This window comes from Bradyrhizobium genosp. SA-4 str. CB756, assembly GCF_000473125.1.
GTDB classification, from domain to species: domain Bacteria; phylum Pseudomonadota; class Alphaproteobacteria; order Rhizobiales; family Xanthobacteraceae; genus Bradyrhizobium; species Bradyrhizobium arachidis.
Window position 1 is genome coordinate 4,924,255 of the sequence record NZ_KI421499.1, and the last position, 14,806, is coordinate 4,939,060.

General features: G+C 64.5%; 13 protein-coding genes. 7 read left to right on the forward strand and 6 right to left on the reverse strand.

Annotation, left to right across the window (positions count from 1 at the left end; genetic code table 11):
- Positions 1-202: 202 nt before the first annotated feature.
- On the reverse strand, positions 203-1,477 hold the full coding sequence (locus BRAGE_RS0124035) for an acyl-CoA dehydrogenase family protein (protein WP_027558639.1): 1,275 nt from the start codon (positions 1,475-1,477) through the stop codon (positions 203-205).
- 229 nt (positions 1,478-1,706) lie between these two features.
- On the opposite strand from BRAGE_RS0124035, the gene BRAGE_RS0124040 reads away from it, so the two are divergent.
- Positions 1,707-2,486, forward strand: a complete 780-nt coding sequence (locus tag BRAGE_RS0124040; RefSeq protein WP_027558638.1) for an enoyl-CoA hydratase-related protein — start codon at positions 1,707-1,709, stop codon at positions 2,484-2,486.
- Between the two features lie 217 nt (positions 2,487-2,703).
- Here the strand turns inward: BRAGE_RS0124040 and BRAGE_RS0124045 are convergent, their stop codons facing one another.
- From BRAGE_RS0124045 to BRAGE_RS0124055, 3 genes are read right to left on the reverse strand one after another with little or no spacing between them, the layout of a single operon-like run.
- Positions 2,704-3,081, reverse strand: coding sequence for a DUF6285 domain-containing protein (locus tag BRAGE_RS0124045; protein ID WP_027558637.1), 378 nt, complete (start codon positions 3,079-3,081; stop codon positions 2,704-2,706).
- A gap of 3 nt (positions 3,082-3,084) precedes the next feature.
- Positions 3,085-4,071 (reverse strand): phosphotransferase family protein, encoded by a 987-nt coding sequence (locus BRAGE_RS0124050; RefSeq protein ID WP_027558636.1) that lies wholly within the window; start codon positions 4,069-4,071, stop codon positions 3,085-3,087.
- A complete protein-coding gene (locus BRAGE_RS0124055) occupies positions 4,068-4,856 on the reverse strand; it encodes an enoyl-CoA hydratase/isomerase (RefSeq protein WP_027558635.1) in 789 nt (262 codons plus the stop codon). Before BRAGE_RS0124055 ends, BRAGE_RS0124050 begins: the two co-directional genes overlap by 4 nt.
- Before the next feature lie 167 nt (positions 4,857-5,023).
- Between BRAGE_RS0124055 and BRAGE_RS0124060 the strand changes: the two genes are divergently transcribed.
- The 4 genes from BRAGE_RS0124060 to BRAGE_RS0124075 all read left to right on the forward strand — a co-directional run bounded on the left by BRAGE_RS0124060 (position 5,024) and on the right by BRAGE_RS0124075 (position 8,720).
- Positions 5,024-5,803: an SDR family NAD(P)-dependent oxidoreductase gene (locus tag BRAGE_RS0124060; RefSeq protein WP_027558634.1), complete on the forward strand. Its 780-nt coding sequence runs from the start codon at positions 5,024-5,026 to the stop codon at positions 5,801-5,803.
- Positions 5,804-5,936: 133 nt separating this feature from the next.
- On the forward strand, positions 5,937-6,317 hold the full coding sequence (locus BRAGE_RS0124065; protein WP_027558633.1) for a VOC family protein: 381 nt from the start codon (positions 5,937-5,939) through the stop codon (positions 6,315-6,317).
- A 302-nt stretch (positions 6,318-6,619) separates the two neighbouring features.
- Positions 6,620-7,897, forward strand: a complete 1,278-nt coding sequence (locus tag BRAGE_RS0124070; RefSeq protein ID WP_027558632.1) for an acyl-CoA dehydrogenase family protein — start codon at positions 6,620-6,622, stop codon at positions 7,895-7,897.
- Positions 7,898-8,102: 205 nt separating this feature from the next.
- Positions 8,103-8,720: a flavin reductase family protein gene (locus BRAGE_RS0124075; protein ID WP_027558631.1), complete on the forward strand. Its 618-nt coding sequence runs from the start codon at positions 8,103-8,105 to the stop codon at positions 8,718-8,720.
- 189 nt (positions 8,721-8,909) lie between these two features.
- On the opposite strand, the gene yghU is transcribed toward BRAGE_RS0124075, so the two are convergent.
- Both yghU and BRAGE_RS0124085 read right to left on the reverse strand, forming a co-directional pair.
- Complete coding sequence (yghU, locus tag BRAGE_RS0124080) at positions 8,910-9,788, reverse strand: glutathione-dependent disulfide-bond oxidoreductase (protein WP_027558630.1); 879 nt, start codon at positions 9,786-9,788, stop codon at positions 8,910-8,912.
- Between the two features lie 170 nt (positions 9,789-9,958).
- Positions 9,959-11,614, reverse strand: coding sequence for a flavin-containing monooxygenase (locus BRAGE_RS0124085; RefSeq protein WP_027558629.1), 1,656 nt, complete (start codon positions 11,612-11,614; stop codon positions 9,959-9,961).
- A 254-nt stretch (positions 11,615-11,868) separates the two neighbouring features.
- On the opposite strand from BRAGE_RS0124085, the gene BRAGE_RS0124090 reads away from it, so the two are divergent.
- Together BRAGE_RS0124090 and BRAGE_RS0124095 are read left to right on the forward strand one after the other, a co-directional pair.
- A complete protein-coding gene (locus BRAGE_RS0124090; RefSeq protein ID WP_027558628.1) occupies positions 11,869-13,002 on the forward strand; it encodes a nitronate monooxygenase in 1,134 nt (377 codons plus the stop codon).
- Positions 13,003-13,206: 204 nt separating this feature from the next.
- On the forward strand, positions 13,207-14,721 hold the full coding sequence (locus BRAGE_RS0124095; RefSeq protein WP_027558627.1) for an acetyl-CoA acetyltransferase: 1,515 nt from the start codon (positions 13,207-13,209) through the stop codon (positions 14,719-14,721).
- Positions 14,722-14,806: the final 85 nt, after the last annotated feature.

Sequence of the window (14,806 nt, forward strand, 5' to 3'; positions counted from 1 at the left end):
GAAGACTCGGAGTTACCATCTCGCCTCAAACTTCTCGCTGGGGTTATGGGTCGCCGCGTTCGCGGGGACGACTCGGGAGAGATATGTGCGCAATCCCGTAGGGTGGGCAAAGGCGCAACGCGCCGTGCCCACCATCTCGTTCCGTATTCGAGGGATCGTGGGCACACTTCGCTTTGCCCACCCTACGGCACCGGTGCAAGTCTCAGTGCTTGTTCGGCCCCATATAGCCGAACAAGAACCCCGCCACTTTCCGCATCTGGATCTCCTCGCTGCCTTCGGTGATCCGGTAACGACGGTGGTGGCGGTAGATGTGCTCGAACGGCTTGTGGCGTGAATAGCCCATGCCGCCATGGACCTGCATGGCGCGGTCGGCGGATTCGCAGCAGAGGCGGTTTGCCCAGTAGTTGCACATCGAGACGCGGTCGGAGAGCGTGCGCTCGACTTGCTCCTCGGTGAGCTGGTCCATCTCCCAGGCGGTCTTGCGGATCAAGAGGCGCAGCATCTCGGCTTGCGTGGCGAGCTCGACCAGCGGAAACTGGATCGCCTGGTTCTCGGCGAGCGCCCGGCCGAACGGCTTTCGCTCGCGCGCGTATTTGACGCTCTCGTTGATGCAGTAGACGGCGGCACCGAGCGAGCTCGCCGCCTGGCGGATGCGGTTCTGGTGGACAAAACATTGCGCCAGCGACAGGCCGCGGCCAACCTCGCCGAACTGCGCATCCTCCGGCACGAACACGTCGGTGAAACTGACGCGCGGATGGTCGGTCGGCATATTGAAGGTCCACATGTACTCTTCGACCTTCACGCCGGGGCTCTTGGCCGGCATGAGAAAGCAGGTGATGCCGCGGGCATCGCCGTCATTGCCCGACGTGCGTGCAAACAGCGCGCAATGCGTGGCGACGTGCATGCCTGTGGTCCACATCTTCTCGCCGTTGATGATCCAGCCCTTGACGTTGTCGCGGGTCGCCGGCACCGCGCGTGTCTCCATGTGGGTGGCATCCGAGCCGTGATGCGGCTCGGTCAGGCCAAAGGTGATGCGGTACTTGCCCTTGATCGACCCGTCGATCATCGCCTTCTGATCGTCGCGACCGTAGCGGTCGAGCATGGTGACGACGGGGAAGTTGCCGACGATGGAGTGCTCGTTCTGGAGATCGTTGTGCAGGCCGAGGCCCTTGGCGGCAAAATGCTCGCGGATCACGGCCATCCAGAGGTTGGAGCCGTCCTTGCCGCCATATTGCTTCGGCACCGGAAAACGCAGATGGCCGGCGGCGTCGGCGAGATCCTTGGCCTTGCGCAGCAACGCTTCCCATTCATGGCGCGGCAGACCGCCATTCTCGAAATCGGTGCGCGCCCATTCGCGGCGATGATCGAAGAAGCGGATGTTGTCGTCGGCCTCCTCCAGCGGCTTGATCTCACGTTCGATGAAACGGTCGAGCTCTCCGAGATAGGCGACGAGATCGGCAGGCAATGAGAAATCCACAGGTTCTCTCCCGGATTGATTTTATCGTTTTGTGTTAAGGCGCTAGGCGCGATCTTGCTTCGCACGATTAAGGTGAGAAGAGCGGGCTCAAGTCAAGCAAGCAGAAATCAAGCAAGGCGAGACGTGCCAGATGCGCAAGGCGTGCCCGCGCAATTCGATGGTGCTCTGGCGCCAACGCGCGGTAGTATGACGCCAATATTCATTTCAGAAGAAAATGCGGGAGCGCGCGATGGAGCTGAAATTTTCGAAAGTGGAACGCAAGGGGCCGATCACGATCATCACGCTGTCGCGGCCGGAGGTCTACAATGCGCTGCATACCGATGCGCATTTCGAGCTGCAGAAGGTCTTCGACGATTTCTCCGCCGATCCCGATCAGTGGGTCGCGATCGTCACAGGCGCCGGTGACAAGGCGTTCTGCGCCGGCAACGATCTGAAGTGGCAGGCGGCCGGCGGAAAGCGCGGCTGGGACAAGGGCGGCTTCGCCGGCCTCACCTCGCGGTTCGATTGCGACAAGCCGATCATCGCGGCGGTCAACGGCGTCGCCATGGGCGGCGGCTTCGAGATCGCGCTCGCCTGCGACCTCATCATCGCCGCGGAGAATGCGACCTTCGCCCTGCCCGAGCCGCGCGTCGGCCTTGCCGCGCTCGCCGGCGGCCTGCACCGGCTGCCGCGCCAGATCGGCCTGAAGCGCGCCATGGGCATGATCCTCACCGCCCGCCATGTCAGCGCCAAGGAAGGCCATGAGCTCGGCTTCGTCAACGAGGTGGTGCCGCAGGGCGAAGCACTCACCGCCGCGCTGCGCTGGGCGGAGATGATCACCAAGAATTCGCCGATGTCGATCCGCGCCTCGAAGCAGGCCATCCAGCGCGGGCTCGGCGTGTCGCTGGAACAGGCGATCGCGGAGCAGCGCGACTATCCGGCCGTGCAGGCGATGGCGGCCTCGCAGGATTACATCGAGGGCCCGAAGGCGTTCTCGGAGAAGCGGCCGCCGAAATGGATGGGGAAGTGACCGCGCTTTTGCGCGGTCATTCCGGGGCGCGCCCACTTGGCGCGAACCCAGGATCGATCGAGCGTCAGTGAAAATGGATGAATGGATTCCGGGCTCGTCGCTACGCGACGCCCCGGAATGACGGAGGATAGAGTGCGTAGGATGGGTAGAACGCAGCGAAACCCATCGATGACAGCGCAAGGTGCGAGATGATGGGTTTCGCTGCGTTCTACCCATCCTACGGATTGCGGCCAAGCTCCCGCTTGTAGGACGCGTAATTCGGCTGATCGACGGCGAGCTTGTCCATCGTGGTCGCCCACAGGTGCTCGGCTAGCCCCGGCGTGGCGAGATCGACCTCGCCCTTTGCAATACGCTCGGCGAGTACGCGGTTGAGCTCCGTGACGGAGCCATCCATGCCGAGCAGCGCGCGCAGCCGCTCCGCCTCCGCAGCATCGCTCCCCTCTTCCCGCGTCAGTTGCCGCGTGACGAGATCGAGGATGTTGATGGCGACGCGCAGCTTGAAGGCCTGGTGGCCGGAGATCAGCGGCGTGATGTCGCTCCGGAGGAAATCGGCGACCGCCTTGGTCAGCTCGATCGGCGTCGGTTCATCCTGCATCTCTCAGCTCCCGCGCGGCGCCAGCAGCCGCAACAGATCGATCTCGGTCTCGGAGGCGCGGCGGCCGATCATGGCGCGCTCCATGGAATGGTCCGGCCCCTCGCGGAACCGTTGCATCATGCCGCCGCACATGATGCCCCAGCGCAGCGTCCCCATCACTTCCCAGAATTTGACGCGCGCCGCATCGACCTTGCGGCCGGCGGCCTCATAGCCCGCGAACAGCTCCTCGCGCGAACCAAAGCCGCCGACGGGCTTGTCGATCTCACCGAACCGCCAGGAATTGACGCAGACCCAGCCGAGATCCTCCATGGGATCGCCGAGATGGGCGAGCTCCCAGTCCAGCACCGCGCGGACACCATCAGATCCGATGATGAGATTGCCGTTGCGGAAATCGCCATGCACCAGCGTGGTCTCGACTGACGGCCCAGGATCGTGGTCGCGCAGCCAGCGCAGCGCCAGCTCGAATACGGGCTTTGGCCAGTTCAGACTGCGATAGTCGCGCTCGAACTCGGAGATCTCCTGGGTCGCGCCGCGGCTGCGCAGCTCAGGCAATTTATCCTGCGGCAACCGATGGAGGCCGGCGAGCACGCCGCCGATCTGCCGCGCGAGCAGCGGCCGCGCCGCTGCGAACTCATCATCGCGAAGGATCTTGCGCGCGATGGTCTCGCCCTCGACGCGCTGCATGATGAAGCCGGTGCCGAGGTCTTCGTCCGGCGTCAGCACATGCATCACGCGCGGCGACGGCACGCCGGCCTCGTAAGCGAGCTGCATCAACTGCGCCTCAGCCGCGAGACCCGCCGCACGCGTGGGAGCCGCGCCATAACCTTTCGGCGAGCGGCGCAGGATCGCACCGATCGGCCCGTCAGGATGCGTGATGTCGAAGCGCCAGGTCTCCTGACTGGCGCCGCCCGACAGTTTTGCCGCGCCGGTGACGCCGGTCGCGCCCTTACACCAGCGCGCGACGCTGCGCGAAAGCTCCGCCTCGATCATTTGCCTTTGAACTGCGCGGGGCGCTTCTCCAGGAACGCGCCGACGCCCTCACGGAAATCCTGGGTGTCGCCGGCACGCAGCTGGCACTGGAATTCGAGATTGAGCTGGTCCTCGAAGGAATTTTCCGGGCTGTCCCAGTAGAGCTTGCGGATCAGCGACAGCGCCACTGTCGGCCCGCTGGCGAGATCGCGCGCGAGCTTCATCGCCTCCTCCATCAGCACGCCGTCGTCATAAACGCGATTGACGAGGCCCCATTCCAGCGCCTTCTCGGCCGGCAGCCGCTCGCCCATCAGCGACAATTCGATCGAGCGCGCCCGGCCGACGAGGCGCGGCAGCAGCCAGGTCGAGCCGCAATCCGGCACCAGGCCGATGCGGCGGAACGCTTGCAGGAAATACGACGAGCGCGCGCAAAGGATCATGTCGCCGAGCAGAGCGAAGCTCATGCCGGCGCCCGCCGCCGGCCCGTTGACCGCGGTGACGATCGGACAGTGCAGATTGCGGATGCGGCGGAGGAAGGGATGAAAGCCGGTCTCCAGCGTCAGGCCGGCCTTGGTCTTCTTCGACTGGTTGTTGCGCCCTTGCAGATTAGCACCCGTGCAGAACGCCCGCCCCGCGCCGGTTAGCACGACGCAGCGCACATCGTCCTTCTTCTCCTCGATCGCGTCGAGCGCCTCGGCAAGGCCGCCCAGCATGTCCACGGAGACCGCGTTCATCACCTCCTGATGGTCGAGCCGGAGGATCGCAACCGAGCCATCGAAATCGAGCGTGACGTGTTTGAACTGCATGGTTTCCTCGTCAGTTGCGGACCGCGCCAGTTTCGCAGACCGGAATTTAGTTTTGCCGGGGCGCATATTTGATTTTTGTCGCGGCCTTGTCCATGGTGATCACAGCATAGCAAGCAATCTTGTGCGCAGCGGCTGATGCGCCTCATATCAAGAACAGGAAACGCGCCATGAACATTTTCGACCTCACCGGACGCGTCGCCGTGATCACCGGCGGCAATGGCGGCATCGGGCTCGGCATCGCGCAGGCCCTCGCCGGCCAGGGCTGTAACGTCTCGATCTGGGGCCGCAATGCTGACAAGAACAAGGCCGCTGCCGCGAGCATGGCGGGGCTATCAGGCAAGGTCGATAGCCGCGTCTGCGACGTCACCGATCCCGCCTCGGTCAACGCCGCGATGAAGGCAACGCTCGACACGTTTGGCCGGGTCGACGGCTGCTTCGCCAATGCCGGCATCGGCGGCGGCGGCCGCAGGTCTTTCATCGAGCGCACCGAGGACGAATGGCGCACGATGTTCGCGACCAATCTCGACGGCGTGTTCCACGCGTTCCAGGCCGCCGCAAAGCACATGACCGACCGCGCCAATGCCGGCGATCCGTTCGGCCGGCTGGTTGCCACCTCGAGCCTCGCCTCGATCTTCGGCACCGCGCGCAACGAACATTATGCCGCGACCAAAGCCGCCATCAACGCATTGGTGCGCGCGCTCGGTGTCGAGCTCGCCCGCCACGGCGTCACCGCGAATGCGATCCTGCCCGGATGGATCAAGAGCGACATGACATCAGGTCTCATGGCCAACGAAAAATTCGTCGCCAATGTGATGCCGCGGATTCCGGTAAGGCGCTTCGGCGAGGCCTCCGATTTCGGCGGCATCGCCGTGTATCTGATGAGCAAGGCGTCGTCGTATCACACTGCGGACACGTTCGTGATCGACGGCGGCTATACCGCGTTTTGAGATTTCGTAGGGTGGGCAAAGGCGCGCCTGCGCCGTGCCCACCAGAAGCATTTTTCATTGTCGTGGTGGGCACGCTGCGCTTTGCCCACCCTACGGTTTTCCGAGTTTGTAAGCGCAGAGGGGAACAGGGCAAATGTTTTCACACGTGATGATCGGCACCAACGATCTGGACAAAGCCAAGGCGTTCTACGACAGCCTACTGAGCACACTCGAGGTGCGGCCGGCCAGGGTCGACGGGCACCGCATCTTCTACATCACCAAGACCGGCGTGTTCTCGGTGACGAAGCCGATCAACGGCGAGCCGGCGACCTGCGCGAACGGCGGCACCATCGGCTTTGCCGCCAACTCGCCTGAGCAGGTCGACAAGTGGCACGCCGCCGGCGTCGCGGCCGGCGGAACGCCGATCGAGAATCCGCCCGGCATCCGCGAGGGCGCGGGGAACAAGCTCTATATCGCCTATTTGCGCGATCTCGACGGCAACAAGATCTGCGCGATGCACCGGATGCCGAATTGATTTAGCGGCAACCACTGTTGTCATGCCCCGGCTTGACCGGGGCATCCAGTACGCCACGGCTTCTCTGTGAATCACCGCTGTCTCTGGAATACTGGATCGCCCGAACAAGTCGGGCGATGACAGCGGAGAGTGACGCACGCGCCCGCCGTCTCTCGCCCGCCTCCCATTCAAACAACATTTCAAACGCCCTCGCGAAATTCCATCACATGGCATGGCTCGCGTGAGAAAATACGCGCTCGCACTTTGGCGTCGCTGCGACTATTGTTGCGGCCAACACGATCTCAGCGCCTTCGGGAGGAACAATGACAAAGCACGCCTACATTCCCCGCACCACCAACTACACCCTCAATCCCGGCGACGAGCTGAACGACCTTCGCATGTCGGACCAGGTCCGGCCGCTCTATGATCACGTCAAGAAATTCATCCGCGACACCGTCGAGCCGATGTCGATCGAGTTCGCCAAGGCCGGCGAAGGCAAGGAGGATCGCTGGAGCTTCACGCCGAAGCAGCTCGAGGTGCTGGAGAAGGCCAAGAACAAGGCCAAGCAGGAAGGCCTCTGGAATTTCTTCCTGCCCGATGACGAGACCGGCCAAGGCCTAAAGAATCTCGACTACGCCTATATCGCCGCCGAGCTCGGCAAGAGCCCGCTGGCCTCCGAAACCATGAACTGCTCGGCGCCCGACACCGGCAACATGGAGGTGCTGGAGCGCGTCGGCACCAAGGAGCAGAAGGAGAAGTGGCTCAAGCCCCTGCTCAACGGCGAGATCCGCTCGGCCTACGTCATGACCGAGCCGAACGTCGCCTCCTCCGACGCCAAGAACATCTCGACCACCGCAAAGCTCGTCGGCGACGAATGGGTCATCAACGGTGAGAAGTATTACATCTCGGGCCTTGGCGATCCCCGCTGCAAGATCCTCATCGTGATGGTGAAGACCAATCCGGATGCGGCGCCGAGCAAGCAGCAGTCGCAGATCCTGGTGCCGCGCGACACGCCCGGCGTCGAGGTGCTCGGGCCGATGTACGTGTTCGGCCAGGACCATGCGCCGCGCGGCCACATGCACATGCGCTTCAACAATGTGCGCGTGCCGAAGGAGAACATGCTGCTCGGCGAAGGCCGCGGCTTCGAGATCTCGCAGCTCCGCCTCGGACCGGGCCGCATCCATCACTGCATGCGCACCATCGGCAAGGCCGAGAAGGCGCTCGACCTGATGGTGCAGCGTGGCCTCACCCGCGAAGCCTTCGGCAAGAAGATCGCCCATCTCGGCGGCAACATGCAGATCATCGCGCAGGCCCGCTGCGAGATCGAGGCGATGCGGCTGATGGTGCTGAAGGCGGCGAAGGCGATGGACGTGCTCGGCAACAAGGAAGCCCGCGTCTGGGTCTCCATGGTCAAGGCCATGGTGCCCGAGCGCGCCTGCAAGATCATCGACCAGGCCATCCAGATGCACGGCGCCACCGGCATCTCGCACTGGACCCCGCTCGCGGAGATGTATCAGGACGTGCGCCATCTGCGCTTCGCCGACGGTCCGGACGAGGTGCACTGGATGGTGGTCGGCCGGCACGAGCTGAGCATGGCGTGAAGACTCCCTCCTCCCCCTCTCCCCGTTCTTACGGGGCCGCGACGAGCTTCGCTCGCGCTGAGAGGGTTGGGGTGAGGGGCCCCTTCCCACACGTGAGATCGTCGAGGGACCTGTACCCCCTCACCCGAATTCGATCTTCGATCGAATTCGACCTCTCCCCGCAGGCGGGGAGAGGTGAAGAACGCAAGCCCCTCCAGGAGCCACCATGGACTACGCCGCCAGCGAGCTGACGCCCCGCGAGCGCTACAAGGTGCTGACGTCCTTCATCCTGCCGCGGCCGATCGCGTGGGTGACGTCAATCGGGCCGACCGACGTCGTCAATGCCGCGCCGTTCAGCTTCTTCAACGCCTTCTGCGAGGATCCGCCGCTCTGCATGTTCGCGGCGAACCGCAAGCCGAATGGCGAGGACAAGGATACCTTCCTCAACATCCAGCGCACCGGCGAGTTCGTGGTCAACATCGCCGACGAACCGCTGGCGCGGGCCATGCACGAGAGCAGCGGCGATTTTCCGCCCGAGATCGGCGAACCCGATTATCTCGGCTTGAGGCTCGCACCATCGTCGAAGATCGCCGTGCCGCGGCTCGCCGACGCGCCCTGGGCGATGGAGTGCAAGCTCTGGAAGCTGATCGACGTCAACGACGATCGCCGCCTGATCATGGGCGAAGGCATCCACTTCCACATCCGCGACGAGCTGTGGGACGACACGGCGATGCGGGTGCACATGGACCGCTATCACCCGATCGGCCGCATGTTCGCCGACCGCTACTGCCGCACGGACGACCGCGTGGTGTTTCCGGCGGCGGAGGGGGTGAAGGGGAAGTAGCGCCGCGGCGGAGGTACGCTCCCTCGCCCCGTTCTTATGGCGCCGCGACAAGCTTCGCTCGCGCTGAGAGGGTTGGGGTGAAGGGCTTCTCTCCCCACGCGAGATGCTCGAGAGAGCTGTACCCCCTCACCCGGATCGCAAGAGCGATCCGACCTCTCCCCGCAAGCGGGGAGAGGTGAAGAAAGGCACCTACGTCGCCGGCTCGATCTTGTCCTGAGTCTTCGTCTCGAAATCGCTGGCGTCGTGCCGCTCGTGGAGCTGGCTCGAGGGATCGCCGGAGACACGGTTGACCATGCGGCCGCGCTTCACCGCGGGGCGCTGCGCGATCTGGTCGGTCCAGCGCTGCACGTTCTTGTAGTCCTGCACCGACAAAAATTCGCCGGCGCCGTAGACCAGCCCCTTGGCGAGCGCGCCGTACCACGGCCACACCGCCATGTCGGCAATCGTGTACTCCTTCCCCGCGAGGTACTCGTTGTCGGCGAGGCGACGGTCGAGCACGTCGAGCTGCCGCTTCACCTCCATCGCGAAGCGGTCGATGGCGTATTCGATCTTGAACGGTGCGTAGGCATAGAAATGGCCAAAGCCGCCGCCGAGATAGGGCGCGCTGCCCATCTGCCAGAACAGCCAGGACATGGTGTCAGTGCGGGCCTTGATCTCCTTCGGAAGGAAGGCGCCGCCGAATTTCTCGGCGAGGTAGAACAGGATCGAGCCGGATTCGAACACGCGGATCGGCTCCGGACCCGAGCGGTCCATCAGCGCCGGGATTTTCGAGTTCGGATTGATGTCGACAAAGCCGCTGCCGAACTGGTCGCCGTTGCCGATCCTGATCAGCCAGGCGTCGTATTCGGCGCCCTTGTGGCCGAGCGCCAGCAGCTCCTCCAGCATCACCGTGACCTTCACCCCGTTCGGGGTCGCCAGCGAATAGAGCTGGAGGGGATGCTTGCCGATGGGCAGCTCCTTGTCGTGGGTGGGGCCGGCAATGGGCCGGTTGATGCTGGCGAACTGCCCGCCATTCTCCTTGTTCCAGGTCCAGACTTTGGGCGGCACGTAGGCGGGGGCGTCGGTCATGCGGGGGCTCCGGCAAAAAGATGCGCGTGCATTAATTAGACCGCGGATGGCCGATAGCAAGGCCTCCGAAATGCATTGCCCGGCGGGGCAACTCTACGTTTCGTCATGGCAGGCGCCCTCCCCACGGTCATTCCGAGGCGCCCGCGGGGCGAGCCCCGGAATGACAGCCTCTATGACGCTGCCGCCTGCGGCCGCAGTTCCGCCTCCATCACAAAACCCTCATATCCCTTCGCTGCGACCTCGTCGCAGATGCGGCGGTAGACGCCGACGCCGCCGATATAGGGCATGAAGATGCGCGGCTTGCCCGGGATGTTCGCCCCCATGTACCAGGAATTGGCCTGCGGATAGAGCGTGCCATGGGCGACCTCGTTGACATGGGCGACCCATTTGTCCTCGGCGCCGCTATCCGCCTCCATCGTCGCAAGGTCCTGCCCGCGCATGTGGACGAGGCAATCCGCGATCCAGTCGACGTGCTGCTCGATCGACACGATCATGTTCGAGAGCACAGACGGGCTGCCGGGACCGGTTACGATGAAGAGGTTGGGAAAACCCGCGCTCATCAGGCCGAGATAGGTTTTGGGACCCTCCGCCCATTTCTGGTTCAGCGTCTGCCCGCCACGGCCGTGGATGTCGATCTTCGCGACCGATCCGGTCATGGCGTCGAAGCCGGTCGCCATGACCAGCGCATCGACCTCGTGATCCCGTCCTGCGACACGGACCGCGTTCGCGGTGATCTCCTCAATCGGGTTGGTCTTGATGTCGACCAGCGAGACGTTCGGCCGGTTGAAGGTCTTGAAGTAATCCGTATCGATGCAGATCCGCTTGGTGCCTATCGGATGGCTGCTCGGCTGCAGCAGCCTTGCGGTCTCAGGGTCCTTCACGATCTCCGCGATCTTGCCGCGGACGTAGTTGGCGGCGGTGTCGTTCGCGGCCCGATCGAGACCGAGATTGTTGTAGACGTACATGAAGGTGAGCCCGCCATGATCCCACCGCGCCTTGTATTTGGCGCGCCTGACGTCCTCGGCATCGTCGAGCGCGCCGCGGTCGGGCTGCTCGGCATAGATGCCGTTGCGAGCGACCTCGCGGGCGAAGCGGCGGATCTCCGGATAGTTCTTGCGGAACGCATCGCGCTCCTCGTCGGTGAGCGCGGCGTTGCGGGCGGGAATCGAGAAGTTCGCGGTGCGCTGAAACACGGTGAGATGTTTCGCCTGTTCGGCAATGATGGGCGCCGACTGGATGCCTGACGATCCCGTGCCGATGAGACCGACGCGCAGGCCGGTGAAGTCGACGTCTTCATGCGGCCAGTTGCCGGTGTGATAGACGGGCCCCCTGAAGTTTTCGATGCCCTTGATGTCGGGCCTGCGCGCGTTCGAGAGACAGCCGGTGGCGAGCACGACGAACTGCGCCTGAACGATCCTGCCGTCGGAAGTCGTAACCGACCAGCTGTTCGCACGCTCATCGAACACGGCGCGCTCGACGCGGGTGTTGAACTGGATGTCGCGGCGAAGGTCAAAACGGTCGGCGACGTGATTGGCGTATTTCAGGATCTCCGGTTGCGGCGCGTAGCGCTCGCTCCAGTCCCATTCCTGCTGGAGCTCTTCGGAGAAGGAGTAAGAATACTGCATGCTCTCGACGTCGCAACGCGCGCCGGGATAGCGATTCCAGTACCAGGTGCCGCCGACGCCGCCGCCCTGCTCGAAGACGCGTGCCGAGAAGCCGAGCCCGCGCAACCGGTGCAGCATGTATAGGCCGGCAAAGCCTGCACCGACGACGACCACGTCGTAGGCTTCCGCACCCTGAGCCGGATTCGCTTGCGCTGACGACATCTCTTGGCGCTCCCTGATTTGTTTTCTGTTGCTGCGAGCCAGCATTCTCTCAAGGAGACGAAAGCGCAAGGGGCAAATCGGACGGCGCTGGTCCGCTTATTTTGTAGAGCGGAATGGTGCGTCCACTGCGCGGCGCCTGCACGCAAGATGCGGGGTCGAATCCGGCATGGCATCGCAGGCGACGATGGGCTAGCGTCGCGCAATCTCGCACGCAAAGCGACAACAGCAACGAAGGCGGCTGCCGGGAGAGAGCCATGAAATCGCCGATCTGCGACATGCTGGGCATCGAGTTCCCGCTACTCGCCTTCAGCCATTGCCGCGATGTCGTTGCCGCTGTCAGCCGCGCCGGCGGCTTCGGCGTGTTGGGTGCCACCGCGCACACGCCCGATACGCTCGAACGCGAGCTGAAATGGATCGACGACCACGTCGACGGCAAGCCCTATGGCATCGACGTGCTGATCCCCGAAAACATCTCGACCGCCGGCGAGAAGGACGTCACCTGGAAGAGCCTGGAAGCTCGCGTGCCGCAGGAGCACCGTGCCTACACGCGCGACCTGCTGAAGAAATACGATATCGAGCTGACCACCACTGATGTCGCCGACAACCGGCCGCAGCCGTTCGACGCCAAGACGGCGCTGGAGCTGCTCGAAGTCTCCTTCAATCATCCGATCCGCCTGATCGCGAATGCGCTGGGCGTGCCGCCGAAGGCGATGATCGAGATGGGCAAGACGCACGGCGTCCCTGTGGCCGCGCTCGTCGGCGCCAAGGAGCACGCGCTGCGCCAGGTCGCGGCCGGTGTCGACATCCTCGTGGTGCAGGGCACCGAGGCCGGCGGCCATTGCGGCGAAGTCTCGACCATGGTGCTGGTGCCCGAGGTGATCAAGGCGATCAAGAAAATCCGCGACGTACCAGTGCTGGCGGCCGGCGGCATCATGACGGGGCGGCAGATGGCCGCCTGCATGGCGATGGGCGCCGCGGGCGCATGGACCGGCTCGGTGTGGCTCGCGACCGTCGAAGCCGAGACCAGCGAGATCTTTCGCGAGAAGATGATCGCTGCGTCCTCGCGCGATGCGATCCGCTCGAAGGGCCGCACCGGCAAGCCGGCGCGCCAGCTCCGCTCGGTCTGGACCGATGCCTGGGACCGCGCGCCGGAAAGCCCGGGCGCGCTGCCGATGCCGCTGCAAAGCATCATCAGCCGCGATGCATTCAATTCGATCGATCGCGCGGCCGCAAGCGGCAATGCGAAGGCGCGTGATCTCGTCAGCTATTTCGTCGGCCAGGGCGTGGGACTGATCGACAGCGTGAAGTCGGCAGGCGCCGTGGTGCAGGAGTTCAAGGAAGATTTCGCCGAAGCCGTCGAGCACATGAATGCGCTGGTGGCGGAGTGATGGTGTGTGTGGCCAGAGCAGCGCCCGCGGCCCATCCTTCGAGGCTCGGCCGGCGGCGCAAATGCGCGGCCGACCTCGCACCTCAGGATGACGCTGTCCCCGTAGCCGTCACCCTGAGGTGCGAGCCGCGCGGTGCGTAGCGCCGCGCAGCGAGCCACGAAGGGCGACGGCGTGCCCAAGATCCGAAACGTAAAGCAAGAAGAAATGACCAATTCCCTTACTCCCGAAGAGCGCATCCCCGTCATCGTCGGCATCGGCGAGATCGTCGACCGCCCGAAAGAAATAACCGAAGGCCTCGAGCCGCTCGATCTCCTCGAACAGGCATTGCGACGCGCAGAAACTGATGCCGGCGCAAGGCTGCTCGGTGAGGTGCAGTCGCTCGACGTCGTCAATTTCTTGAGCTGGCGCTATCGCGATCCGGAAAAGCTGCTGGCGCAGCGCCTCGGCGTCTCGCCGGCGCATTGCTATTACGGCCCGGTCGGCGGCGAGAGCCCGATCCGTTACATCCACGAGGCGGCCAAGCGCATCGCGCGCGGCGAATGCACCGTGGCGGCGGTGTGCGGCGCGGAGGCGCAGTCGACCGCGACCAAGGCCGAGCGCGCGGGCGCAAAGCTACCATGGACGCCGTTTGCGCATGACGTCGAGGAGCCCAAGCGCGGCGCGGCGTTCCAGAAGCCGCTAGCGGTGAAGCTCGGCGTGTTCCGGCCCGTCACGGTCTATCCGTTCTATGAGGCCGCCTCCTCCGCGCATTGGGGCCAGACGCCGCGCGAGGCGATGGCGGAGTCAGGCACGCTGTGGTCGCGCTATTCGGAAGCGGCCGCGCAAAACCCCAATGCCTGGCTGAAGCGGCGCTATGCGCCTGAGGAGATCACGACGCCGACCGCGGACAACCGCCTGATCGCGTGGCCCTACAACAAGCTCATGGTGGCCAATCCCAGTGTCAACATGGGCGGTGCGCTGCTGCTCACCAGCCTTGCCAAGGCGCGCGCGGCAGGCGTCGCGGAAGACAAGCTGGTCTATCCGCTCGGCGGCGCCTCCGCGGAAGAACCGCGCGACTATCTCTTGCGCGACCAGTTTTACGAGAGCCATCCGCAGAATGCGGTGCTCAGGAGCGTGATGGACCTCGCCGGCGGCGACGGCAAGAAGTTCGACGCGATCGAGCTCTACAGCTGCTTCCCCTGCGTGCCCAAGATGGCGCGGCGGACGCTGGGTCTTTCCGACGACGTCCAGCCGACCGTGACCGGTGGCCTCACCTTCTTCGGCGCGCCGCTCAACACCTATATGACGCATGCCGCCTGCGCGATGGTGCGGCGGGTGCGCGATGGCGCCAGTCTCGGCCTGCTCTATGGCCAGGGTGGCTTCGTCACCAAGCACCACGCGCTGGTGGTGTCGAAGGCGCCGCCGCGCGAGGCGCTGGCGCAGGAGACGAGCGTGCAAGGCGAAGCCGATCGCAACAAGCGCGCGGTGCCGGAGTTCGTGACGGAGGCCTCAGGCAAGGGCAAGGTCGAGAGCTTTACGGTGCTCTACGGCCGTGGCGGCGAGGTCGAGCACGGCGTGGTGATGCTGCGGACGGAAGACGACCGACGCACCTTGGCGCGGATTCCGGCGGGCGATAGCGCGACGCTGACCCATCTGCTGAACATGGATCGCACGCCGGTGGGTTCGATTGGCGAAATCACGATAGCCGCGGATGGCGTGCCGGAGTGGCGGGTGGCGTAGGTCTTGTAGGGCGGGCAAAGGCGCTCTGCGCCGTGCCCACCATTCTTTCCGGATCACATAAGATGGTGGGCACGCTTCGCTTTGC

What these genes read in the sequence shown, in the direction of transcription:
- BRAGE_RS0124090 (WP_027558628.1), top strand. Translation starts at nt 11,869, where the DNA reads ATGAAATCGCCGATCTGCGACATGCTGGGCATCGAGTTCCCGCTACTC.
- BRAGE_RS0124040 (WP_027558638.1), top strand. Translation starts at nt 1,707, where the DNA reads ATGGAGCTGAAATTTTCGAAAGTGGAACGCAAGGGGCCGATCACGATC.
- BRAGE_RS0124060 (WP_027558634.1), top strand. Translation starts at nt 5,024, where the DNA reads ATGAACATTTTCGACCTCACCGGACGCGTCGCCGTGATCACCGGCGGC.
- BRAGE_RS0124070 (WP_027558632.1), top strand. Translation starts at nt 6,620, where the DNA reads ATGACAAAGCACGCCTACATTCCCCGCACCACCAACTACACCCTCAAT.
- BRAGE_RS0124075 (WP_027558631.1), top strand. Translation starts at nt 8,103, where the DNA reads ATGGACTACGCCGCCAGCGAGCTGACGCCCCGCGAGCGCTACAAGGTG.
- BRAGE_RS0124065 (WP_027558633.1), top strand. Translation starts at nt 5,937, where the DNA reads ATGTTTTCACACGTGATGATCGGCACCAACGATCTGGACAAAGCCAAG.
- BRAGE_RS0124045 (WP_027558637.1), bottom strand. Translation starts at nt 3,081, where the DNA reads ATGCAGGATGAACCGACGCCGATCGAGCTGACCAAGGCGGTCGCCGAT.
- BRAGE_RS0124055 (WP_027558635.1), bottom strand. Translation starts at nt 4,856, where the DNA reads ATGCAGTTCAAACACGTCACGCTCGATTTCGATGGCTCGGTTGCGATC.
- BRAGE_RS0124050 (WP_027558636.1), bottom strand. Translation starts at nt 4,071, where the DNA reads ATGATCGAGGCGGAGCTTTCGCGCAGCGTCGCGCGCTGGTGTAAGGGC.
- yghU (WP_027558630.1), bottom strand. Translation starts at nt 9,788, where the DNA reads ATGACCGACGCCCCCGCCTACGTGCCGCCCAAAGTCTGGACCTGGAAC.
- BRAGE_RS0124095 (WP_027558627.1), top strand. Translation starts at nt 13,207, where the DNA reads ATGACCAATTCCCTTACTCCCGAAGAGCGCATCCCCGTCATCGTCGGC.
- BRAGE_RS0124085 (WP_027558629.1), bottom strand. Translation starts at nt 11,614, where the DNA reads ATGTCGTCAGCGCAAGCGAATCCGGCTCAGGGTGCGGAAGCCTACGAC.